The sequence below is a fragment of the Pseudoalteromonas sp. US3C1004 genome (genome assembly GCF_048401065.1).
In the GTDB taxonomy this organism is placed as follows: domain Bacteria; phylum Pseudomonadota; class Gammaproteobacteria; order Enterobacterales; family Alteromonadaceae; genus Pseudoalteromonas; species Pseudoalteromonas undina.
Genome location: NZ_CP183073.1, coordinates 2,499,132 through 2,520,655, shown reverse-complemented (window position 1 = coordinate 2,520,655; position 21,524 = coordinate 2,499,132). Strand labels below are relative to the sequence as shown.

Sequence of the window (21,524 nt, the reverse complement as noted above, 5' to 3'; positions counted from 1 at the left end):
AGTCGTTAATAATATGAATTTTAGGCCATTTGCCTTTTAATTCATGGCGCAGTGATTGCGCCAAACTAACAAATCCGTTCAAACTAGGTAGTAAAATAACTACCGATAAATTGGAGAATACCCAATGGCTTTAATCAGTATGCGACAACTTCTTGATCATGCCGCAGAGCATGGTTACGGTGTACCCGCGTTTAATGTAAATAACCAAGAGCAAATGCGTGCAATTATGGAAGCGGCTGATAAAACAAACAGCCCTGTTATTGTGCAAGGTTCTGCGGGCGCACGTGCGTATGCCGGTGCACCTTTTATTCGTCATATGATTTTAGCGGCAGTGGAAGAATGGCCACATATTCCTGTGGTTATGCATCAGGATCATGGTACATCACCGGGTGTATGTCAGCGTTCAATTCAGCTAGGTTTTTCATCAGTAATGATGGATGGCTCATTAATGAGCGATGGTAAAACACCTTCAAGCTACGATTATAACGTTGATGTAACACGTAAAACAGTTGAAATGGCGCATGCGTGTGGCGTATCTGTAGAGGGTGAGCTAGGTGTATTAGGTTCACTTGAAACGGGTGAAGCGGGTGAAGAAGATGGTGTTGGCGCTGAGGGTAAACTTACCACTGAGCAAATGCTAACAAATCCAGAAGAAGCGGCAGACTTTGTAAATAAAACCCATGTTGATGCGTTGGCTATTGCCTGTGGTACATCACACGGTGCCTACAAATTTACTCGCCCACCAACCGATGACATTTTAGCAATTGATCGTATTAAAGAAATTCACGCGCGCATTCCAAATACCCACTTAGTAATGCATGGTTCGTCTTCTGTTCCACAAGAGTGGTTAGAAGTGATCAACCAATACGGTGGTGAAATTCCAGAAACTTACGGCGTGCCAGTTGAGCAAATTGTTGAAGGTATTAAATACGGTGTGCGTAAGGTAAACATTGATACTGACTTACGTTTAGCGTCTACCGGTGCGATTCGTCGTCATTTAGCGATGAACCCGTCTAACTTCGACCCACGTAAGTTTTTAGCTGCTGCAACCCAAGCAATGACTGATATTTGTATCGCTCGTTACGAAGCGTTTGGTACGGCGGGTCAAGCAAGTAAAATTAAGCCAATTTCATTGGATGAAATGCACCTTAAATACTTAAGCGGTGAGCTAAACCCAAAAATAAAGTAATGAGCCAATAATAGCGATATTATTACACTCATTCAAAAAGCCAGTTGCGTTTGCGCTGGCTTTTTTGATCTATGAGGGATCAGTATTTTACCTAGTTATTAATTAGGGATCACTCGATTACTAACTTGTCATATCTGGGATCATTACTTTACTAAGTAAAAGGCTTAAAGTGACGTATTTTAAACTTTTGAGTGTTACGCATTATAAAGAGTGAGCACAAAACATACAAAAATTCATTGGTTTAGCTTTGTTGGTGGGTAAAATAGTGATCCGTAAAGGGATCTGCTTGATAAAACTCTGATCCCAGCATTTAAGATCATAATAAACCTGATCTAAACACTGTTAAGCAGGTGCTAACTTTTATTATTAAGCGGGAAAATTGATGCTAGTTAGTAATTTGATGATCCCATGTTGATACTATAAATTGTGACTTTAATGATTGATTCTTTTTACTGCAAACCGCTTTTTTATTACTGCTCAAGATGATAAAAATATGACAAATTCTATTTTTTGTCACTATTTTGTGTTTTTTTTACACTCATTTTAATTTAGACGTTACACTTTAATAAAAATGTCATACTTAGTCATAATAATGAAACCTACTCAATAGCCTAAGAGATAAATTGGAATGTCACGTAAAGTATTAGTCGTTGATGACGAAGCACCTATCAGGGAAATGTTGGTTTTTGTTTTAGAACAAAATGGGTTTCAAGCCATTGAGGCAGAAGATTATGATTCTGCAATATCAGCAATGGTTGAACCTTATCCAGATATGGTGTTACTCGATTGGATGCTACCTGGCGGTAGTGGAATTCAAATCGCTAAAAAATTCAAACAAAATGAACACACACGCCAAATTCCTATCATTATGCTGACAGCCCGCGGCGAAGAAGAAGATAAAATACGCGGTTTAGAAGTCGGTGCTGATGATTACGTTACAAAACCGTTTTCACCTAAAGAGTTAATGGCGCGTATTAAAGCGGTTATTCGTCGTGTTGCTCCTACCTCACTTGAAGAGGCCATTGAAGTACATGGTTTACGTTTAGATCCTATTTCGCATCGTGTGACATCAGGTGGCAGTGAGCTTGATATGGGGCCAACGGAATTTCGACTGTTACACTTTTTTATGACCCACCCTGAGCGTGTATATAGCCGAGAGCAATTACTTGATCATGTATGGGGTACTAACGTTTATGTTGAAGACAGAACTGTAGATGTTCATATTCGTCGCTTGCGTAAGGCAATTGCTACGCTTGGGCATGACCGCTTAGTACAAACAGTTCGCGGTGCTGGTTATCGCTTTTCGAGTAAATTATAAGTTTACTTCGTAAGTCACAATCTATTAACCTAGCATAGTCAAACCATCTGCTAGCGTTTATAAGGTAAAGAGCGTGTATGTATCGAGTTATTAACAAGCAGGCGTTAACTAAACGGCTGTTTGTCTATTTTATACCTTTGCTTTTAATTGGGGTGCTTATTGGTGCCCCATTTTTGATGTTGTTTTTGGGCGCTTTTTCGCTACTTTTATGGCATTACCATCAGCTTTATCGCTTAAGTGACTGGCTGCATAATCAACGCAGCTTTAACCCGCCTGAAGGGGAAGGGTCGTGGGAGCAAGTATTTGAGGGTATTTACCAGCTGCAGCACCGTAATCGTAAGAAGCGTAATGAGTTGGCAGAACTAATACGGCGTTTTCGCGACGGCGCTGAGGCCGTGCCCGATGCCGTTGTTGTGCTACAAAACGACTTATCAATTGTGTGGTGTAATCAGCTTGCACTCAAAGTGCTAGGGTTACAGTGGCCGGTTGATCATGGTCAGCGTTTAGATAACTTAATTCGCGATCCTAAATTTGCTAAATATATGCGTCGTAAAGAGTTTAGCGATGCTCTGGAGCTTGAAAGTGGCCACAGTGTTGAGCAAGTTCTTGAGTTTAGGGTGATGCCTTATGCCAATACACAGTTGTTGGTAGTGGTACGCGATGTTACTCGCTTAAAGCAACTTGAGCAGATGCGTAAAGACTTTGTAGCAAACGTCTCTCATGAGCTTAGAACCCCTTTAACTGTTGTTACCGGCTACCTTGAAATGCTCGATAGTGATTCACTTCCCCCGCCTGCAATGTGGAATAAAGCACAAACTACTATGCTAGAGCAATGTAAGCGTATGGATAGCTTGGTGAATCAGTTGTTGTCGTTATCGCGCATCGAAGGGGGAAAGCGACACAGTAATGACAAAGCGGTGAATGTGCCACGATTATTAAACTTAATTGAAACAGAAGCGCAATCTATTAATCAAGACAAAGGCCATCAACTTATTTTTAAGATTGATGCATCGCTTGATATTACCGGTGCTGAGGATGAACTTAGAAGTGCCTTTTCAAATTTAGTATTTAATGCCATTCATTATACTAAACCAGGCGGTAAAATTGAGGTACTTTGGCAGCGCAACAATGAACAAGCATGTTTTAGTGTTACCGATAATGGTGATGGTATTGCACCTGAGCATATTAACCGGTTAACTGAGCGTTTTTATCGAGTAGATAAAGCCAGAAGCCGCACTACAGGTGGCTCAGGCTTAGGTTTAGCTATTACCAAACATGTGCTTACTCGCCATGGTAGTCAATTAAAAATTCACAGCGAGCTGGGTAAAGGTTCTTGTTTTTCTTTCGCGTTTGCAAGCGATAGACTTATCGTTATTTCGCCATTAGTAGCAAGCAACACGAGTAGTCATAAAAGTGTCATTTAAGAGTCACACCATTGTCATGTACTCACTTTAGAGTGAACCGCAGTTAGGAAATGGGACGAACAAACTGGAGAACCCCAAAATGAAATTTAAAAACTTAGTTGCCGCAATGGGTGTGGCTGTTACAACATTTGTATCTGCACAAGCGGTTGCATTAGAAGACGGTATTCCTGAGTATCAAAAAATTAGCGGTGTATCAGGTAACTTTTCATCGGTAGGGTCTGACACATTAGCCAACATGATGACCTTTTGGGCTGAAGAATATAAGCGCATTTATCCAAATGTAAATATTCAAATTCAAGCGGCAGGTTCGTCTACTGCGCCACCAGCACTAACAGAAGGTACGGCTAACTTAGGTCCAATGAGCCGTGCAATGAAGTCAAAAGAAATTGAAGCATTTGAAAAGCGTCATGGCTACAAACCAACACAAGTGCGAGTAGCAATTGATGCGTTGGCAGTATTTGTACACAAAGATAACCCAATCGAAGGACTACGGATTGACCAAATCGATGCTATTTTCTCATCAACTCGTAAATGTGGTGCATCAGAGCAAGTAAATCGCTGGAGTGATGTTGGTCTAGAAGGTGATTGGGCTGCAAAAGACGTGCAATTATACGGACGTAACTCAGTATCAGGTACTTACGGTTACTTTAAAAAGAAAGCGTTATGTAAAGGTGATTTCCGTAATAACGTGAACGAGCAACCGGGCTCTGCTTCTGTTGTACAGTCAATTTCAGCGTCATTAAATGCGATTGGTTACTCTGGCATTGGTTATAAAACATCGGGTGTGCGTACTGTTCCGTTATCTAAAAAAGGCACTAACTTTGTTGATGCCACGCTTGAAAACGTAGCACAAGGTAAATACCCACTGTCACGTTTCTTATATGTTTATGTAAATAAACACCCAAATAAGCCACTTGGCCCAGTTGAAGCTGAGTTTTTAAAGATGGTACTTTCTCAAGACGGTCAAAAAATTGTAGAAAAAGATGGTTATGTGCCACTTTCTGCAAAGTTAGTTGAATTAGAGCTTAAAAAGTTAGGCTTGAAATAAGCAGCTAGCAACCAAAGTAAATAATAAAAAACCGCTCAATGAGCGGTTTTTTTGTTTTACTTAAGATTATTTAGTTCGTTGCTTTACCTAAATTTTCAGCTTGCACTTTGCATTGATTGTAAGCCTCAATACATTTTGATGAGCAGACCTGTGATTTAAGACTATCGGTGGTTGTTTGCTGCTCACAGCTGGTTTCACATTGATAACTTTGTTGAGCACATTGATTAAGTGCTGGATTACCCGCTTGGCTCTGGCAGCCAGCAACAACTGCAAACGAAAAAGCCACGAGGCTAGTTTTAATAAAAGTTTTCATGCTTATCCTTAAAATGAGGCCACACCAGTATTAAACTTCAACCTGAATATTGTCGATTAATCTAACACTACCTAAAAAGGCGGCAGCTAAAATTACAAATCGTGTATCTTCGAGTGTAGCAGCTTTTAATGTATCTCGTTGAGCTATCGAAAAATAATCTGGTTTTAGGCCCGCGTCTTCTAATGCGCTCTTCGCTTCACTTTCCAGTGTGGCAAAGTCTTTATTACCGTTTTCTAGTTGCTGCGCACAGTGTTTTAAGGTGTTAAATAAAACAGGAGCGGTTTGTCTTTCCTCAGTTGATAAATACCCATTACGAGAGCTCATGGCAAGGCCGCTAACTTCACGCATGGTGGGTACACCAATAATTTCTACTGGTATCGATAAATCAGTGGCCATAGTTTTAACAACTTGTAGCTGCTGAAAGTCTTTTTCACCAAAGCAAGCGTAATCAGGTTGTACTAAATTAAATAGCTTAGTAACAACAGTTGCTACGCCTTTAAAGTGACCTGGGCGTGAACCGCCACAATACCCCATTGAAATACCAGGTACATCAACAAAGCTTTGCACGCCTAAACCATTAGGATAAATAGTTTCTACACTGGGGATAAACAAAATATCTGTTTCAAGATCGGCTAACCCTTGTTTATCAGCATCTAGAGTACGCGGATAGCTGTCTAAATCTTCGTTAGCGCCAAATTGCATTGGGTTAACAAAAATACTCACGACCACTTTGTCGGCTAGTGTTTTTGCTTTTTCTACCAGTGAAAAATGACCACGGTGTAGATTACCCATAGTAGGCACAAGCGCCACGCTTAAACCGGCCTGGCGCCAAGCTTTAACTTGACTGCGTAATGATTTAATTTCAGTGATTGACTGCATTATTTAAACTCGTGTTCAGCGCTTGGGAATACGCCGCTTTTGACATCGTTACAATACTTTTTAACAGCAGCAGGCATATTGCCTGTTTCAAGTAAAAAGTTTTTTGAAAATTTAGGAATATAACCTGCAGAAATGCCCACCAAGTCATGCATAACCAAAATTTGGCCATCGGTTACATTACCTGCACCAATCCCGATTGTAGGGATGCTCAATGACTCTGTAACGCGTTTTGCTAAGGCACTTGGAATACATTCAAGCACCAGTAGTTGTGCGCCTGCCGCTTCTAATGCTTTTGCATCGGCAATAATTTTTTGTGCTTGAGCTTCTTCACGGCCTTGGATTTTAAAACCACCGAATACATGCACTGATTGCGGTGTAAGCCCCAAATGGCCACATACCGGGATACCTTGTTGGGTTAGCGATTTAATACTGTCATGCAGCCATTCACCGCCTTCAAGTTTGACCATATTAGCACCAGCACGCATCAGCTCTGCAGCATTTTTACATGCGTCGCTTGGGTTTGCGTAGGTCATAAACGGTAAGTCAGCTATAACAAATAAGTCACGGCTTCCCGCGCGCACACAGCGAGTATGGTAGGCAATTTCTTGGTTTGTAACCGCTAAGGTGTCGTCGCCACCTTGTAATACCATACCCAAAGAATCACCAACTAAAACAACATCAACGCCGTTATCATGAAATAACTTAGCAAAACTAGCATCGTATGCTGTTAACGCAGTGATCTTATTACTTTCAGCCTTCATTTTATTCAAAGTTGAAACGGTTATTTTAGACATAATATTCTCGCAGACAATGGCCTTAATTAATTACCGTGGTAATTGTTGTAAGTCGTTAAGCGGTAGGGTATTTGCTATCTGTTGGATAGATGCGCCGCTAGGTAAAATCAGTTCTGGTGCAATTTCTTGCAGTGGGTAAACAACAAATTCTCGCTCAGTTAATCCGTAATGAGGTACGGTTAAACGTTCGGTATTTAAAATGTGTTCACCAAATAATAAAATATCAATATCCAATGTGCGTGCGCCCCAGCGCTCGGCCTTTCTAACTCGCCCATGTTCCAGCTCAATGGCTTGGGTTAAATCGAGTAGTTGCTCTGGCTCAAGTGAAGTGTTAATACAGGCGACAGCATTCACATAATCGGGTTGATCTTGTGGTCCCATAGGCTTGCTCGCATAATAATGCGAGCAGGCTATAAACTCGCTGCTTGGCAAGCTTTTAAGTGCAATAACAGCGTTATCAAGTTGTTTTATAGGGCTGTTAAGGTTTGCACCTAACCCCAAATAGACACGTTGCATTATTTACTCGGTAGGCTTTTTTGTGGTACGACGGCGAGGTCGCTTACGTGGTTTTGGACCGCCTTGATGACCAAGCTCTCGCACCATTTCTTTTTGGCCATTAATATCTTGGCCTAAGTACTGTGTCCACCACTGTGCCAGCTCTGTATGCTCAGTTTCACCAGCATCAACACGCAATAGTAAAAAATCATAAGCGGCTTTAAAGCGCGGCTGCTGTGTTAAACGATAGGCACGTTGGCCAGCACGTTTATCTAAGCGTTGTTGAATATGCCAAATATCACGAGCACCTAAAGTAAAGCGTTTTGGTACGGCAATATGTTGGGCATTCTCACTAAGTACTTTATTAATTGCTTGAGCAAATGCATCGTATTCTGATAGTTGCTCTTGGCGTCGAATTTTTTCAGTACGCTCAATCAGCGGGAACCACAGTAATGCTGCAAATACGAATGCAGGAGTGACTTTTTTATCTGCATTAATACGTATGTCGGTGTTTGCAAACATCTGCTTTATGAAGGTTTCTTCAAGTCCACCTGGTTTTTTATCTAAAATACGGTCTAGCTCAGGAAATAACGATTTAAATAAGCCGTACTGACGCAGCATTATAAAGTTTTGCTGTGCTTTGCCGTTTAAAAATAGCTTGAGTATTTCTTCAAATAAACGCGCTGGCGGAATATTATCAAGCAAGCTCGCTAATTCAGTAATCGGTTTTTCGCTTGCTGGTGCTATTTGCATATCTAACTTAGTGGCAAAGCGCACTGCGCGGAGCATACGTACCGGGTCTTCACGGTAGCGTGTTTCAGGATCGCCAATTAACTCAATTTGTTTTGCTTTGATCGCGGCTAAGCCATTTGCGTAATCGTAAACACAAAAATCATTAATGGAGTAGTACAAAGCGTTGATTGAAAAATCACGACGTTCTGCATCTTCTTCAATGCTGCCAAATACGTTATCGCGAAGAAGTTGTCCGTGCTCACTTGACTGACTAATTTGATTTTTATCTTCTTGTGCTTCGTGATGGCCGCGCATTGTAGCCACTTCAATAATCTCACGGCCAAAAACAATGTGTGCTAAACGAAAGCGACGACCAATTAAGCGACAGTTACGAAACAGTTTTTTTACTTGCTCAGGAGTGGCATTGGTTACAACATCAAAATCTTTAGGTTGTTGACCTAACAATACATCGCGAATGCAACCACCAACTAAGTAAGCATCATAGCCACCATCTTTTAGGCGGTAGAGTACTTTGATTGCATTTGGGCTAAATTGTTTGCGAGAAATACCATGCTCACCTCTAGGGATCACTAACGGCTCACTGCTGATTGCGACATTTTCGTTATTGGCACTTGGGCCGATAATTTGTCGACAAAATTGAAAAAGCTTGGAAATAATAGTCTGTCTCCTAGAGAAGCGGTTGATTGGCTCGCTATTGCAATCAAAATCACAGCAAGTATTCACTTAAAGCGTCATTCTTACCATTTAATGTAATTAGCATATATTTAGGCGGCTATCATATACCAGCAAGGTAAAAAAATTAAGTTGCAGCGCTGAAATTAAGCCATTTTTAACGATTTTATTTGAATTAATTCCACGTAATACGTAAAGGAAGGTTAAATCTGTATTTCGCGCTTAGCAGGAACAAGGCTTAAGTTAAAATGCGCCACGCCCCAAGCGAGTAATTGTTCGCAGGTTAAATCCATTAGTTGCTTATGTACTGGCAAGCCTAAAAATTTAAATACAGCTATTAAAGTTGGTTTTGGATTTTGTTTGCAAATTGCAGGGGCGTAATTTTGCTTAGACAGTTTAAACCCTGGTTTTGCTACTGCCAAAGGCAAATGAGCAAATTCCGGAATAGCGCAATTTAGTTGTTTAAATAAACTAATTTGACGCGCAGTCGGTTCAATTAAATCAGCGCCTCGTACAATTCGGTTGATCCCTTGCTCAATGTCATCAACCACCACCACGAGTTGATAGGCAAATAAACCATCGCTGCGTTTTATTATGTAATCTTCATGAGCGAGTGCTGAGTCAACGTCAATATGCCCTTGAATAAGGTCTTTATAATTAACGGTTGCATGGCATTGAGTTAAACGTAGGGCATGACCTTGCTCACTTAGTTGGCTGTGTTTGCATTGCCCTTGATAAATACCGCCGAGGGCTTTTATTTGCTTACGAGAGCATTGGCAGGCATAAATAAGCTGTTGTTGTGACAGAGAGTGAACGGCATCTTGGTAAATAGTAAGACGCTGTGTTTGATACACAACGTTTTCATCCCAATTGAGGTTGTAGGCTTCTAAGGTATTTAGGATATCGGTGGCGGCGCCTTTTACAACGCGAGTGGTGTCTATATCTTCAATGCGAACTAACCACTTTCCTTGGTTAGCTTTTGCATCAAGGTAGCTACCTACAGCCGCCACAAGTGAGCCAAAATGTAACGGTCCGGACGGAGACGGTGCAAATCGGCCGCGATAGTTAGATACTTGCGCAGTAACGGCTGTAGAAGACATGGCTATAATTAATTAGCCGCGTCCAGATTGCTTTTCTTTAATTTCAGCAAGTGTTTTACAATCTACACATAAATCAGCAGTTGGGCGCGCTTCTAGGCGGCGAATGCCAATTTCAATACCACAAGATTCACAAAAGCCAAATTCGTCTTCTTTAATTAATATAATTGTTTTTTCAATTTTTTTAATTAATTTGCGCTCGCGGTCACGCGTTCGAAGCTCTAATGAGAACTCTTCTTCTTGTGCTGCGCGGTCAACGGGATCAGGAAAGTTAGCTGCTTCATCTTGCATGTGTGATTTGGTACGATCAACTTCGTTACGTAAATCATTACGCCAAGTTTCTAAAATTGTTTTAAAATGAGCACGTTGTGCATCATTCATGTACTCTTCACCCGGTTTTTCTTGGTATGGTTCTAAACCGGCTTGAGCCAATAAACCATGTCTTTTTTGGTCTGGCATAACTCTCTCCTAAATCCTTAATTTAATGCCTCAGCATTAGCCGGCGGTATAAATAACAGAAACTCATACCCTAGGCAAATTTATTTTTAAATAATCGAATTAGCTTAACCCTGTTTGGTGATATAAAAGTAGTAAAAGTATTGTATATACTTTTTATCACAGTATTGGTTTATAAACTGGCGTAGTTATATGGGCAATAACAATAAAAACAACTTATTTTTACTTTTTGATTAAGTATTTTTTGGGCGTGGCGAAATAGCAACGTTTAAATGCGCGCTTTTTACTCAACAAATGCTACTTTCTCAACCAAAGTTACTTCACTTGCAGAAATATGGGCTTTATAAGCTAATACTTCTACGCCTTGCTCAATCGCTTCGCTAAGTAATTGTGCATAGGTTGAATCAATATGCGCCGCGGCACTCACTTGTGTGATCCCTTGATGTAGCACCGAAAATAGTAATACCGCACGATGCCCTTGTTTTACCATTTCGATTAATTCACGAATATGCTTTTGCCCACGAACTGTTTGCGCGTCAGGGAAGTAACCTTGCCCGCTTTGTGGATGCTCTTCACTTAGGAGCGTGACTGATTTAACTTCAACATAGCAATTGGCTTTACTGCTGTGGGTAAGTAAAAAGTCGATGCGGCTGTTTTCACTGCCATATTTTACTTCACTTCGAACTTGCTGATAGCCTGTCAGCTCTTTAATCACTTCAGCGTTAATCGCTTCTTCAACTACTTTATTGGCAACGGCTGTATTTACACAAATAAGTTGTGACAAGTTATTTTGCGTCAGCTCTAATGACTGTGGGTACTTTCGTTTGGTGTTACTGCTGGTGGAATAAAAGGCATTAAAACCGGCATCGGCGCAGCCCGTCATTTTACCTGTATTAGCACAGTGAGCGGTAAAAGTGCTGCCATCACTGAGCTCTAAATCAGCTAAAAAGCGTTTGTAACGTTTTAATAACGTAGCAGATTGTAATGGCGGGGTGTACTTCATTAATGACTTCCTTATATAACCAGGGTTCAGGTTAAGTAAAATAAGACTTTACGGGCTATTTGAGGTTATTTACCGCAAGCTGTTGGGAACTTAAGCGCGCTATAGTAAACTCAACCACACATTTAAGTGCAAGGATATTCTAACATGAGTGAAAAATTTGTTGTTCAATTAAGCGAGCAGTCGGCACCAGGACACTGGGGCGAAAGTGCGTCACTATCTTTTAACGAACACGGCGCAACAGTTCATTTATCTGAGCAAGAAACATTAAAAAACGTGCAAAAAGCAGGTCGTACTATTGCCAGCCAAGGCATTAAAAGTGTTGTGCTTGAAGGCGATGTTTGGTGTACAGAGAGCCAATGGGCATTTTACCAAGGCTTTGTATCACCAAAAGTACTGCACGGTGTTGAGTTTGTTGATAATGCACAATCAGATTTAAAAGAACTTGCTGATTTAAAAGCATCAGCAACGTGGGCGCGTGAAATGGTTAACGGCACCGCCGATGACATTTACCCAGAGAGCCTAGCAGAAAAAGCGGCTGAATTTATTCAATCACTGGCGCCAGAGCATGTTAGCTATCAAATAATAAAAGGTGATGCGCTATTAGAGCAGCAATGGATTGGTATTCATGCTGTAGGTCGTGGTAGTGAACGCCCACCAGTGTTACTTGAGCTTGATTACAATCCAACTGGCGATGATAACGCACCAGTAAGCGCTGCACTTGTAGGTAAAGGTATTACATTTGACTCAGGTGGTTACTCAATTAAGTCTAGCGAAGGCATGTTAGGCATGAAATGCGACATGGGCGGAGCGGCAACAGTTACCGCAGGTTTAGCATTGGCGATTAACCGTGGTGTTGAAAAGCGTATTAAGTTGTTTTTATGTTGTGCTGAGAACTTAATTTCCGGTCATGCATACAAACTAGGTGACATTCTTACCTACAAAAATGGCACAAGCGTTGAAATTGTAAACACAGATGCTGAAGGTCGTTTAGTATTAGCTGATGGCCTTATGGCGGCAGGTGAGACAGGTGCACCACTTATTATTGATGCAGCAACATTGACGGGCGCAGCCCTTGTTGCCGTTGGTCAAGAATACAACGCGTTATTTGCCCTTGATAAAGAGCTAGTGCGTGAAGTAGAAGACTTTGCATCACAAGAAATGGAAGCCGCTTGGCCATTACCGCTTGAAAAGTGGCATCAACAAAACTGCCCATCACCGTATGCAGATACAGCAAACAGCCGTGCACAAAAAGGCGGTGGTTATGGTGGTGCTTCAAATGCAGCAGGTTTCTTATCTCGCTTTGTGCCAAACGATGGCAAAGGTTGGGTACACATTGATTTAGCGGCTGCATTTAATATGGGTGGTGGCACTAGTCAGTGGGCTTCAGGTGCAACTACCCAAGGTATGCGTACAGTAGCGCGCACCTTGCTTGAAAAGGCCTAATCAATTCAGATTAAGCAATTAGTTAAAAAATAGGTACCTTAAGGTGCCTATTTTTTTATCCGCCATACAAGCAATTTTGTTTTATTTACGGTAAAATCCTTCGCCAATACGTGTTTGAGCATCTATTTTATTTAAACCTCGCTCAAATATTATACATACCACTGGGATCCTTACTATGTCAGAAAAGTGCTATATCACGGCTCAACAATTACTTGAAGATTCATTCCGCGTAGCGGCACAAGTGTATAAAGATGGCTTTCGTCCAGATTTTATTATTGGTATATGGCGCGGTGGTGCTCCAATCGGGATCGCAGTTCAAGAATATTATGACTACAAAGGCATAGAGACCGATCATATTGCGGTGCGTACGTCGTCTTATTACGGTATTGGCAAGCAATCAAAAGAAATCAAAGTACATGGTTTACACTACATTGTTGAAAACGCGAATGCGGGTGATTCATTACTGATTGTGGATGATGTGTTTGACTCAGGTCGGAGTATTGTGGCGTTGAAAGAGAAGCTTTCTGAACTAATGCGCTTAAACTTACCGAGTGATATTCGTATTGCTTGTCCATACTACAAGCCAAAAAACTCAAAAGTAGATACAGTGCCTGATTACTACATTCATGAGTCTGAAGAATGGTTAGTATTCCCGCATGAATTATCAGGGTTAACGCCGGATGAAATTATTGAAGGCAAATCTGATTTAGCTAAAATCCACGATATTTTACTTGAAAAATAAACGTGATTTTGCTCAATAAAAAAGGCCTTAATGGCCTTTTTTATTGTCTTTAAAGCTGTGCAAAGCTATCTACATAGTCACTGAGTTTAGGAATATCGACAGCTTGCAGCCCTTGAGTGCTTCGTTGCACTAGGTTTTTTTCTACTAACTCACTCACTACCCGTCGGTATGCACGTTCAGTGGTTGCAAAGCGCTCTGCTTCTGCATTTACCGTAGGATAAGCACGCAATAAAGTGGGGTTGTTATTCTCCGCACGCAATAAACAGTCTTTAGCAATGTTGTAGCTTAAGGGAAGTAACAGTTTATCTAAGTTAATTTTTTGATTTTCTTGAAACTTAGCGGCAATGGTTTGCGCTGTGTATAGGCTCAGTTCTGGTTTATCGAGCAATAATGAGCGCCAATGCTTTAGCTCAATAAGATTATACGTTACATCACTGAAGCAGGTTACCGTGTAAATACACGGGTTATTATTCAGTGCTTCAATTTCGCCAATCAAGGTGTTGTTACAGTCGAGCTGGCCAAGTAGCAGGCGTCGGCCATTTCCTACATCGTAACTAAACGATACAGTACCACTTCGCACCAATACCAACTTAGTGAGTGGTTGGTCTTGCTGTATTAATATTTCTTTTTTTGATTGCTGATAACTACTGCCGGCAAATGTCAGCAGCTGTTCAACAAGGTAACTGGAAAAATGGTATTGAAACATCAATCATGCTCTTCGGACAAATGTCCTATTTATTACACCTTAATGACGATAGCATTAAGATTAAGAATTTACGCTAACTTACCCACGCCGTTATTTATTTAATGGCGTTAAATGACCTTCATTCTACCGTGTAATGATTAAAAAATTGTGGGTAAAACCAGTATATTTTAAGGTTTTATTGGTAAGTTAGCTTTTTTATTTAAACTGCTAAGCAGCAGTTTTTAATAATGTACTAAAATTTAGCTAGTAATATTAACCTAAAGCCTGGGAGAGAACAATTGAGTTGGGAATATTTAGGTTATTTAGCATCCGTTTTACTAGTTATTTCTTTGACCATGACCGATGTAACCAAACTGCGTTGGTTTAATTTATTGGGCTGTATTGCGTTTACTTTTTACGGTACAGCAATCGGTTCTGTACCGGTGGCATTTACTAATGGCTTGTTAGCTCTGGTCAATATATATCACATTATTAAGTTATATCGTCAGTCTAGGGCTGATACAAAAAAGGGTTAACGTTTAAGTTAACCCTTTTTTGTTTTTACTCAGACTTTGCTGAATCTTTTTGGTAGCGTAATTTACCTGCTATCCACGTTTGCAATACCTGAGTTTTATAAAGCTGCTCAATAGGTACTTTAAAGTAGTCTTGATCAACCAGTATAAAGTCAGCCCATTTACCTTGCTCTAAACTACCTACTTTAAACTCTTGATGCGCTGCATACGCGCCGCCAAGGGTAAACGCACGTAATGCATCTTCTCTGCTCAATACCTCACTGGCGCGCCAACCGTTTTCAGGCAGTTGATTATGATCCATGCGCGTTATCGCAGAATATAAACCATCAAATGGGTTCGCTAGTTCGACAGGGTAATCAGACCCCGCCGCAATCGTTGAACCTTGGTCTAAAAATGTTTGCCAAGCATAAGCGCCTTGTAATTGTTTGTCGGTTAAACGCTGCTCAGCCATATGCATGTCTGATGTGGCATGCACAGGTTGCATAGATGGAATTATTTTCAGGGTTTTAAAGCGCGGGATATCCTCTGGCGAGACTATTTGTGCATGCTCCATACGATTGCGCAGTAGTATGCCACCGGTTTGTTTAAATACATTTTGATAGGCATCTAGCACAATTTTATTTGCTCTATCGCCAATTGCATGTGTGTTAGCGCTAAAACCATTTTTAAAAGTCAGGGTAAATAATTGCTCTAGCTTTTGTTGGGTTTCAAGCATAAGGCCAAAATGGTTGGCTCTATCAGCGTATTCTTCAATAAGCGCAGCACCACGTGACCCTAATGCGCCATCAGCATAAATTTTTACACTGCGGATAGATAAAAAGTCCTGCGCATCTTGATAACGACCGGCTTTAAGCATCATGTTTAAATCTGGGCTTGCTGCACTTAACATTGCTACAATTCTAAGCGGTAATGTACCTAACTCGGCACGTTGTTTATAAACTTGCCATGTGGTTCTATCAATACCTGCATCATGAGTTGAGGTAATACCTAGGCTTAGTAAGTGTTTACCTGCGGCATCTAATGCATTACTGACCGATTGTGCAGACGTTACAGGCATATGTTGAGTAATTAAGGTTTCTGCTTTATCAATAAAAATGCCGGTAGGTTTACCAAACTCACCTTTTATAATTTCTCCGCCAGCTGGGGCTGGTGTGTCAGCGTTAATATTGGCAAGTTCTAATGCTTTTGAGTTAACCCAAATGGCGTGACCATCTACTCGCGATAAAATAACAGGGCGATCGTTAACGACTTTGTCTAAGTCAGCGGCCGTAGGAAAGCGAGTATTTGACCATAGCTCTTGGTTCCAGCCTCGACCAATGATCCAACCTTTTTTATCTTTGGCAAATTCCTTGAGTTTAGCGGTTACTTCATCTACCGACTTTGCACCGCGCACATCAAGTTGCGACAAATTACTACCTAGCCCGATGACATGTCCATGGGCATCAATGAGTCCTGGGAGTAGTGTTTTGCCTTTCGCGTCAATTAGGGTTGCGCCCGGAAAGCTATTTTTCAAGCTGTCTGGACCTGTTTTAACTACTTTGCCATCTTTTATAACTAAGGTTGTAAATGTGTTTACTTCGCCATGGCGCATTTTTCCTTTATACAAAGGTGAGTAACCATTGGCATTATAAATGACTTGAGTTTGTGCTATTGCCACGCTAGTGACGGCACAAAGGCTTGCTAGCAATATAGGTTTTATTAGTTTTATCAGTTGCATAAGACGCACATTGTTATTATTTGTACTATCACAGTAGCAAACTCAAATTTAGAATACCAATAGCATAATTTATTAAGCGTCGTATAAGTCAGCCTTTAGCTAAATCAAGCAACAAGTTAAGGGTGAAATAGGATGTGTTAACAATGGGGTTTAACTTTCTAAAGCTTGATATTGTTAACCAAGCTTTATTTGAGGAGGCTATTTATTTACTGGCGTACAAGGTGTATTCGCTTAATGATAATTGTGCATCTTTGTCACTGTCATAGCTGCTAAAGCGTGACCACAAAGCTGGATCACTGGCAGCTTCAGAACGAGTCAAAAAGCCATCTTGGTTGCGGTCAAGTTTTTCAAACTTTTCGGCAATATAACTGCTTGTTGCAAAACTCATACAGCTAAAAACAGTCAGTGTTAGTAAAATAATATTATGAAAAGGCTTCATATAAATGCTCAGTACAGGTTAGTGGTTAAGTAGTTTTTAAACTCAGTTAAAGAAATTCTGTTATCTTGATTTTCATCCCAATTTGAAAATGAGTTTAATAGCTGAGGCTGAGCAGCAAGCTCGCTATGGGTTAAATATCCATCATTATTTTTGTCCAAGTGGTCAAAGCGTTGCTTTACATCAAGTGCGAATGCACTTTGGCTGATAAAAAGTAAAGCACCAATAAAGGGAAGCAGTATTCTCATAGTTGGCGTTCCAAGGTGTATTTTAATTGCTGGCAGTATTGAAAGAAAGCACTTGCCATAATTTAACTCCCAACATTAAATCCGTTTACACACTCCCTCAGGGATTATGGCAAATGCTTTTAACTCTATAATATAAAACTTAACTTGAATCTAAACTTAAGGTTTAAAGTTTTCGAACTCTTTTTTAGAAATCATCTCGTTATTGTCTTTGTCTAAATCAGTAAACTGCTTAAGCAGCTGCTTATCTTGTTTGGCCTCAGTGAGCGATATTTGGCCGTCCATATTTTTATCTAAATGCATAAAACGTACATTTAACGACGATGCCAATGCCGTCGCGCTAATAGCTAAAAATAGTAGCGAAAAAGCACCAATTAATTGTTTCATAAATATACTCCTTTATTTTACAAACTGTTTAAATTCATCGAACGATAGTTGTCCGTCTTCATTCTTGTCTATTTGTGCAAAATTCTCATGCAGTAATGCATCTTCGCCTGCCTCTGCTTCGCTTAATGTACCGTTGCTGTCTTTATCTAGGCTGTAAAATGCTGTATTCACATCAAGCGCAAATATATGGCTACTCGTTAAACATAACGCTATTAAGGCAGTAGATTTTAAATAACCTTTAGTCATTCCTTGGCCTTTAAAAATTAATATTTATAAGCGTATTACAATTATAGTGCCAGCTTTAATTTTTATTAAAAATCAATGGTTTAATTTTTTAACTTGTTTTTAATGAGTAATATTTACCGACGGTTGTGTGTTTTATGCAACATTTTCTTAGTTAGAGTTTTTTACTATTTTTAAATCAAGTGTTTAACTTGTCGCAATTGTGCGACATTGCAACGATTTTGCTCTCAAAAATGTATTTGGTTCAGCGAGTGTATAAGTTGAGCGCTTAATAATAGAGCGCTTAAAAGTAGTAAAGGATTAGTGTATGCCTGCAATCATGGCTGAAAAATATAAAGCATTGGTAAACTGGCGTCCTAATTTGATTGGCCAGTTTGTAATGAGTATGCTGTTGTCACTCTTGCCTTTGTCTATTGTGGTTATTGTATTTTTAAATGTATTGAATAAACAATTAGCGGTCACACAGCAAATTGTCAGTAATAACTACCAAGTAACCAAGTCGTTTAATGCACTTAAACAAGAGCTCAATAGTTTAGAAAGGGCAACAAGGCAAAACTGGGTTTTAAAAAGCGATTCACTCGATAAACTTATCGTGGATAAATGGCAGTCATCGCTGGACAATATAAATGAGCTTAAACGGCTTTCTAGCAGCCAGCAAAGTACTCAACAATGGCAACGGTTAACAGATACGCTAAAAGCAGCGCATACCAAACTGGTGGTTGAAGCTCGTGAGCAAGCAGAGTTGTTTGTGCCAATTAGTGAAATACTGGCAGATCTAACAATGTGGTTGCGCGAAACCAATGAAGCTAAAATCACTCAAAACCAAATTAAACTGACAAATTTACAAGCCTCCTTTATAAACTGGTTAGTGGCACTTACGCCTTTAACCTTACTTGTTGGCGGTGGGTTTTTATGGCGGATAAGTGGCCGTTTAAAAGGTTTAACCTCCGTTATTGATAAATTAGGCCAAGGAGATTGGCAGCAAAAAATATCAGTGCAGGGATCAGCTGAACTCATTGAACTAGGTAACAAGTTGCAGTGGGTGCAGGCGCAATTGCATATGCTAGAGCAGCAAAAAGATACGTTTTTACGCCATGTTACTCACGAATTAAAAACGCCTTTGGCCTCTATGGTTGAGGGCACTGAGTTATTAGCCGATGAAATTGTTGGGCCAATTAATAATGAGCAAAAAGCAGTGCTTGAGTTAATTAGTCAATCTATGGTGCGATTACGCACTATGATAGACAGCTTGTTAAGTTATAACGCGATTCGAACCAGTAAAGATAATGTTAGTGAAGTGGAATTTAACCAGCTAATAAAAAAGGTAAGTAATCATTTTGAACATAGGTTAAATGCACGAGAGCAGTCGCTTATTTGGCACAATAGCTTACCGACAGTTGCACTTAATTTACCGAGAGAATTAATTGAAATGATTTTAATTCAGTTAATCTCTAATGGTTTAAAGTTTTCACAGTCAAACCAAGCAGTGTCGATTAGCTTAAGTTTAGAAAGCAATAGCTTAATTATACAGGTTGCTGATGAGGGCTGCGGTATTAAAGAGCATGAAAAAGAATATGTTTTTGGCGCTTTTTATCAAGGTAAACACAGTAAAGAGATTAGTCTTCAAGGCAGTGGTTTAGGCCTTACCATAGTAAAAGAGTCGGTTGAACAGTTACAGGGTAAGTTAACTATTGAGCATAATGAGCCGCAAGGCTGTCGATTTAACATTGTCATCCCCTATAAAAATAAAGGAGTTAAATAATATGTCTGCGCGTTTAATGGCTATTTTATGGCTAACCAGCAGTCTCGTTTTTTTATCTGGGTGTGAATTAACCAACACTCAAACACCAGCTAAATCTAAGCTAATAGCTCAAACTCAGCCCGATAATAAAAGCAACCAGCCCAATCCAAAGCCGCGGCCAAAACTAGATCTTATGTATCCGCCCGCAGCGCAAGTTATTGCATGGCATGCCCATCAGTGTGGTGGCTTTAAATTAACGCCTGACAATAAGACTTACTTAGGGGAGCAAGCACTTAAGGCATTTTTTAATACCGCATGCGTCAACCTTAGTCGCGACCCTGATACTGTTATGAGTCAATTGCTTAAGCTAGATCAAGCTTACTATTGGCCAGACGATATAAAACACTATTTATGGCTGCAAAAGCAGCAGGTATTAATGCAAATAAATGCAAAAAAACAACAGCAAGCATTAAACGCTGAAATGCAAAAAACCTTATCGTCATTAGCTGCAATTGAACAGCAACTTTTATTACGTGAAGAAACCAAGGAGCAGTAACTATGTCAGTCACACTTCCATCAAGCGCTAAAGTGTTACTCGTTGATGACGATGCCAGCTTACTGCAGTTACTGGCAATTCGAATTCAATCAAAAGGTTATGAAGTAACAACGTGTGATAGTGGCATGAATGCATTACAAATACTTAAAAGCCAAGTATTTGATGCGGTGATCACCGATTTAAGAATGGATGAAATGGATGGAATGGCACTGCACCGACAATTGCAAAGCCGCTACCCAGCACTACCTGTAATTATGATGACGGCTCATGGTTCAATTCCTGATGCGGTAGAGGCGACTAAGCAAGGTATTTTTGCCTTTATTACTAAGCCAGTTGATAAAGATGAGCTATTCGATAGCTTAGCTAAAGCCATAGAAATACATGGGGTGAATAATGATGATATTACTCCGCAAAGCAATATTGTTACTCGCAGTGGCGCAATGCTGCATTTGCTAGAGCAAGTTAAATTACTAGGCCCTACTCAGGTAAATGTACTTATCTCTGGTGCTAGTGGAACGGGTAAGGAGCTGCTTGCACAGGCAATTCATCAGCACAGCCATGTTAGTGATGGCCCATTTGTGGCTATTAACTGTGGTGCAGTCCCTGGTGAGTTATTAGAATCGGAGTTATTTGGTCACAAAAAAGGCGCATTTACAGGGGCGGTAAAAGATCACCAAGGTCTGTTTCAGCAAGCGCAAGGGGGGACCTTATTTCTAGATGAAATTGGTGATATGCCGCTAAATTTACAAGTTAAGTTATTACGCGTGCTGCAAGAAAAAACCATTCGCCCAGTCGGTTTTCAAGAAGAAATCCCCATTAATGTGCGAATTGTTTCAGCGACCCATAAAAACCTGCCTGAAGCTATTAGCAATCAAGAGTTTAGAGAAGATTTATATTATCGTTTAAACGTAGTAAACCTCAAACTTCCTCCGCTGCGAGAGCGCCGTGAAGATATTAGCTTATTAGCCAACTTTTTTAGCGCCAATATTGCAAAACGTATGGAGCAAAAAGAAAAACGTTTTGCAAACGATGCCATGCATGCATTGGTAAGGTATGATTGGCCAGGTAATATTCGTCAATTACAAAATGTAGTGGAGCAGGTGGTTGCCTTAACACCAAGTGACGTTATATCTGAGCATTTAGTGCTTAGTGCGTTAAATAGCAATGAAAATAACGTTGAGCCACTTTCGCTTAACGACGCTAAAAAAGAGTTTGAGCGAGATTACGTTATCAATACCCTGAAAATGGCAGGGGGTAATGTGGCCGAAGGTGCAAAGCTTGCCAAGCGTAATCGTTCTGATTTTTATAAGCTGATTAAAAAGCATGAAATTGACGTAGATAGCTTAATGTAATTT

General features: G+C 40.3%; 24 protein-coding genes. 10 read left to right on the top strand and 14 right to left on the bottom strand.

Features of this window, described 5'->3' with window-relative positions; translation table 11 throughout:
- Window positions 1-124 precede the first annotated feature (124 nt).
- The 4 genes from fba to ACNSN3_RS11790 all read left to right on the top strand — a co-directional run bounded on the left by fba (window position 125) and on the right by ACNSN3_RS11790 (window position 4,979).
- Window positions 125-1,189 (top strand): class II fructose-bisphosphate aldolase, encoded by a 1,065-nt coding sequence (fba, locus tag ACNSN3_RS11805; protein WP_008111197.1) that lies wholly within the window; start codon window positions 125-127, stop codon window positions 1,187-1,189.
- Window positions 1,190-1,817: 628 nt separating this feature from the next.
- Complete coding sequence (gene phoB / locus ACNSN3_RS11800; protein WP_008111196.1) at window positions 1,818-2,507, top strand: phosphate regulon transcriptional regulator PhoB; 690 nt, start codon at window positions 1,818-1,820, stop codon at window positions 2,505-2,507.
- A 77-nt stretch (window positions 2,508-2,584) separates the two neighbouring features.
- The gene (gene phoR, locus ACNSN3_RS11795) at window positions 2,585-3,931 is read left to right on the top strand and encodes a phosphate regulon sensor histidine kinase PhoR (RefSeq protein ID WP_418607455.1); all 1,347 of its coding nucleotides are present in this window, start codon (window positions 2,585-2,587) and stop codon (window positions 3,929-3,931) included.
- Between the two features lie 79 nt (window positions 3,932-4,010).
- Window positions 4,011-4,979: a PstS family phosphate ABC transporter substrate-binding protein gene (locus ACNSN3_RS11790; protein WP_010387635.1), complete on the top strand. Its 969-nt coding sequence runs from the start codon at window positions 4,011-4,013 to the stop codon at window positions 4,977-4,979.
- Window positions 4,980-5,049: 70 nt separating this feature from the next.
- On the opposite strand, the gene ACNSN3_RS11785 is transcribed toward ACNSN3_RS11790, so the two are convergent.
- From ACNSN3_RS11785 to sfsA, 8 genes are all read right to left on the bottom strand, one after another.
- Window positions 5,050-5,292, bottom strand: coding sequence for a hypothetical protein (locus tag ACNSN3_RS11785; protein WP_010387636.1), 243 nt, complete (start codon window positions 5,290-5,292; stop codon window positions 5,050-5,052).
- 30 nt (window positions 5,293-5,322) lie between these two features.
- Complete coding sequence (gene panC, locus ACNSN3_RS11780; RefSeq protein WP_010387637.1) at window positions 5,323-6,171, bottom strand: pantoate--beta-alanine ligase; 849 nt, start codon at window positions 6,169-6,171, stop codon at window positions 5,323-5,325.
- Window positions 6,171-6,965: a 3-methyl-2-oxobutanoate hydroxymethyltransferase gene (panB, locus tag ACNSN3_RS11775; protein ID WP_010387638.1), complete on the bottom strand. Its 795-nt coding sequence runs from the start codon at window positions 6,963-6,965 to the stop codon at window positions 6,171-6,173. The genes panC and panB overlap by 1 nt, the downstream gene beginning before the upstream one ends.
- 30 nt (window positions 6,966-6,995) lie before the next feature.
- Window positions 6,996-7,481 carry a 2-amino-4-hydroxy-6-hydroxymethyldihydropteridine diphosphokinase gene (gene folK, locus ACNSN3_RS11770; RefSeq protein WP_109874184.1) on the bottom strand — a complete coding sequence of 162 codons (486 nt, stop codon included), beginning with the start codon at window positions 7,479-7,481 and terminating at the stop codon, window positions 6,996-6,998.
- A 3-nt stretch (window positions 7,482-7,484) separates the two neighbouring features.
- Window positions 7,485-8,834, bottom strand: coding sequence for a polynucleotide adenylyltransferase PcnB (gene pcnB, locus ACNSN3_RS11765; protein WP_240539514.1), 1,350 nt, complete (start codon window positions 8,832-8,834; stop codon window positions 7,485-7,487).
- A gap of 254 nt (window positions 8,835-9,088) precedes the next feature.
- Window positions 9,089-9,985, bottom strand: a complete 897-nt coding sequence (gene gluQRS / locus ACNSN3_RS11760) for a tRNA glutamyl-Q(34) synthetase GluQRS (protein ID WP_418607453.1) — start codon at window positions 9,983-9,985, stop codon at window positions 9,089-9,091.
- Between the two features lie 12 nt (window positions 9,986-9,997).
- On the bottom strand, window positions 9,998-10,441 hold the full coding sequence (gene dksA, locus ACNSN3_RS11755) for an RNA polymerase-binding protein DksA (RefSeq protein ID WP_008111170.1): 444 nt from the start codon (window positions 10,439-10,441) through the stop codon (window positions 9,998-10,000).
- A gap of 280 nt (window positions 10,442-10,721) precedes the next feature.
- Window positions 10,722-11,441 carry a DNA/RNA nuclease SfsA gene (sfsA, locus tag ACNSN3_RS11750; protein WP_418607450.1) on the bottom strand — a complete coding sequence of 240 codons (720 nt, stop codon included), beginning with the start codon at window positions 11,439-11,441 and terminating at the stop codon, window positions 10,722-10,724.
- A gap of 144 nt (window positions 11,442-11,585) precedes the next feature.
- Between sfsA and pepB the strand changes: the two genes are divergently transcribed.
- Both pepB and ACNSN3_RS11740 read left to right on the top strand, forming a co-directional pair.
- Entirely contained in the window at window positions 11,586-12,884 is a 1,299-nt protein-coding gene (pepB, locus tag ACNSN3_RS11745) for an aminopeptidase PepB (protein WP_054201839.1), read from the top strand.
- A gap of 175 nt (window positions 12,885-13,059) precedes the next feature.
- Window positions 13,060-13,626: a phosphoribosyltransferase gene (locus ACNSN3_RS11740; RefSeq protein WP_010387648.1), complete on the top strand. Its 567-nt coding sequence runs from the start codon at window positions 13,060-13,062 to the stop codon at window positions 13,624-13,626.
- Window positions 13,627-13,675: 49 nt separating this feature from the next.
- Here the strand turns inward: ACNSN3_RS11740 and ACNSN3_RS11735 are convergent, their stop codons facing one another.
- Window positions 13,676-14,332 (bottom strand): Crp/Fnr family transcriptional regulator, encoded by a 657-nt coding sequence (locus tag ACNSN3_RS11735; RefSeq protein WP_008111159.1) that lies wholly within the window; start codon window positions 14,330-14,332, stop codon window positions 13,676-13,678.
- Between the two features lie 278 nt (window positions 14,333-14,610).
- Between ACNSN3_RS11735 and ACNSN3_RS11730 the strand changes: the two genes are divergently transcribed.
- Window positions 14,611-14,847 (top strand): YgjV family protein, encoded by a 237-nt coding sequence (locus tag ACNSN3_RS11730; RefSeq protein WP_010387650.1) that lies wholly within the window; start codon window positions 14,611-14,613, stop codon window positions 14,845-14,847.
- A 25-nt stretch (window positions 14,848-14,872) separates the two neighbouring features.
- Here ACNSN3_RS11730 and ACNSN3_RS11725 read toward each other — a convergent pair whose 3' ends face one another.
- From ACNSN3_RS11725 to ACNSN3_RS11705, 5 genes are all read right to left on the bottom strand, one after another.
- Complete coding sequence (locus ACNSN3_RS11725) at window positions 14,873-16,561, bottom strand: amidohydrolase (RefSeq protein ID WP_418607447.1); 1,689 nt, start codon at window positions 16,559-16,561, stop codon at window positions 14,873-14,875.
- A 202-nt stretch (window positions 16,562-16,763) separates the two neighbouring features.
- Window positions 16,764-17,000: a calcium-binding protein gene (locus tag ACNSN3_RS11720; protein ID WP_054201837.1), complete on the bottom strand. Its 237-nt coding sequence runs from the start codon at window positions 16,998-17,000 to the stop codon at window positions 16,764-16,766.
- Between the two features lie 8 nt (window positions 17,001-17,008).
- The gene (locus ACNSN3_RS11715) at window positions 17,009-17,245 is read right to left on the bottom strand and encodes an EF-hand domain-containing protein (protein WP_010387655.1); all 237 of its coding nucleotides are present in this window, start codon (window positions 17,243-17,245) and stop codon (window positions 17,009-17,011) included.
- Between the two features lie 156 nt (window positions 17,246-17,401).
- Window positions 17,402-17,629, bottom strand: coding sequence for a hypothetical protein (locus ACNSN3_RS11710; protein ID WP_008111149.1), 228 nt, complete (start codon window positions 17,627-17,629; stop codon window positions 17,402-17,404).
- A gap of 12 nt (window positions 17,630-17,641) precedes the next feature.
- Window positions 17,642-17,875, bottom strand: coding sequence for an EF-hand domain-containing protein (locus ACNSN3_RS11705; RefSeq protein WP_055012984.1), 234 nt, complete (start codon window positions 17,873-17,875; stop codon window positions 17,642-17,644).
- A gap of 304 nt (window positions 17,876-18,179) precedes the next feature.
- On the opposite strand from ACNSN3_RS11705, the gene ACNSN3_RS11700 reads away from it, so the two are divergent.
- Genes ACNSN3_RS11700 through ACNSN3_RS11690 form a run of 3 tightly spaced genes read left to right on the top strand, consistent with a single transcriptional unit; the run spans window position 18,180 to window position 21,521 of the window.
- Entirely contained in the window at window positions 18,180-19,634 is a 1,455-nt protein-coding gene (locus tag ACNSN3_RS11700; protein WP_138570406.1) for a HAMP domain-containing sensor histidine kinase, read from the top strand.
- Between the two features lies 1 nt (window position 19,635).
- On the top strand, window positions 19,636-20,169 hold the full coding sequence (locus ACNSN3_RS11695; RefSeq protein WP_418607444.1) for a hypothetical protein: 534 nt from the start codon (window positions 19,636-19,638) through the stop codon (window positions 20,167-20,169).
- Between the two features lie 2 nt (window positions 20,170-20,171).
- A complete protein-coding gene (locus ACNSN3_RS11690) occupies window positions 20,172-21,521 on the top strand; it encodes a sigma 54-interacting transcriptional regulator (protein ID WP_054201833.1) in 1,350 nt (449 codons plus the stop codon).
- Window positions 21,522-21,524: the final 3 nt, after the last annotated feature.

What these genes read in the sequence shown, in the direction of transcription:
- ACNSN3_RS11785 (WP_010387636.1), bottom strand. Translation starts at nt 5,292, where the DNA reads ATGAAAACTTTTATTAAAACTAGCCTCGTGGCTTTTTCGTTTGCAGTT.
- ACNSN3_RS11690 (WP_054201833.1), top strand. Translation starts at nt 20,172, where the DNA reads ATGTCAGTCACACTTCCATCAAGCGCTAAAGTGTTACTCGTTGATGAC.
- pepB (WP_054201839.1), top strand. Translation starts at nt 11,586, where the DNA reads ATGAGTGAAAAATTTGTTGTTCAATTAAGCGAGCAGTCGGCACCAGGA.
- ACNSN3_RS11700 (WP_138570406.1), top strand. Translation starts at nt 18,180, where the DNA reads ATGCCTGCAATCATGGCTGAAAAATATAAAGCATTGGTAAACTGGCGT.
- ACNSN3_RS11790 (WP_010387635.1), top strand. Translation starts at nt 4,011, where the DNA reads ATGAAATTTAAAAACTTAGTTGCCGCAATGGGTGTGGCTGTTACAACA.
- sfsA (WP_418607450.1), bottom strand. Translation starts at nt 11,441, where the DNA reads ATGAAGTACACCCCGCCATTACAATCTGCTACGTTATTAAAACGTTAC.
- ACNSN3_RS11710 (WP_008111149.1), bottom strand. Translation starts at nt 17,629, where the DNA reads ATGAAACAATTAATTGGTGCTTTTTCGCTACTATTTTTAGCTATTAGC.
- ACNSN3_RS11740 (WP_010387648.1), top strand. Translation starts at nt 13,060, where the DNA reads ATGTCAGAAAAGTGCTATATCACGGCTCAACAATTACTTGAAGATTCA.
- phoB (WP_008111196.1), top strand. Translation starts at nt 1,818, where the DNA reads ATGTCACGTAAAGTATTAGTCGTTGATGACGAAGCACCTATCAGGGAA.
- folK (WP_109874184.1), bottom strand. Translation starts at nt 7,481, where the DNA reads ATGCAACGTGTCTATTTGGGGTTAGGTGCAAACCTTAACAGCCCTATA.
- ACNSN3_RS11695 (WP_418607444.1), top strand. Translation starts at nt 19,636, where the DNA reads ATGTCTGCGCGTTTAATGGCTATTTTATGGCTAACCAGCAGTCTCGTT.
- ACNSN3_RS11735 (WP_008111159.1), bottom strand. Translation starts at nt 14,332, where the DNA reads ATGTTTCAATACCATTTTTCCAGTTACCTTGTTGAACAGCTGCTGACA.
- ACNSN3_RS11705 (WP_055012984.1), bottom strand. Translation starts at nt 17,875, where the DNA reads ATGACTAAAGGTTATTTAAAATCTACTGCCTTAATAGCGTTATGTTTA.
- phoR (WP_418607455.1), top strand. Translation starts at nt 2,585, where the DNA reads ATGTATCGAGTTATTAACAAGCAGGCGTTAACTAAACGGCTGTTTGTC.
- dksA (WP_008111170.1), bottom strand. Translation starts at nt 10,441, where the DNA reads ATGCCAGACCAAAAAAGACATGGTTTATTGGCTCAAGCCGGTTTAGAA.
- ACNSN3_RS11725 (WP_418607447.1), bottom strand. Translation starts at nt 16,561, where the DNA reads ATGCAACTGATAAAACTAATAAAACCTATATTGCTAGCAAGCCTTTGT.
- fba (WP_008111197.1), top strand. Translation starts at nt 125, where the DNA reads ATGGCTTTAATCAGTATGCGACAACTTCTTGATCATGCCGCAGAGCAT.
- ACNSN3_RS11720 (WP_054201837.1), bottom strand. Translation starts at nt 17,000, where the DNA reads ATGAAGCCTTTTCATAATATTATTTTACTAACACTGACTGTTTTTAGC.
- panB (WP_010387638.1), bottom strand. Translation starts at nt 6,965, where the DNA reads ATGTCTAAAATAACCGTTTCAACTTTGAATAAAATGAAGGCTGAAAGT.
- panC (WP_010387637.1), bottom strand. Translation starts at nt 6,171, where the DNA reads ATGCAGTCAATCACTGAAATTAAATCATTACGCAGTCAAGTTAAAGCT.
- gluQRS (WP_418607453.1), bottom strand. Translation starts at nt 9,985, where the DNA reads ATGTCTTCTACAGCCGTTACTGCGCAAGTATCTAACTATCGCGGCCGA.
- ACNSN3_RS11715 (WP_010387655.1), bottom strand. Translation starts at nt 17,245, where the DNA reads ATGAGAATACTGCTTCCCTTTATTGGTGCTTTACTTTTTATCAGCCAA.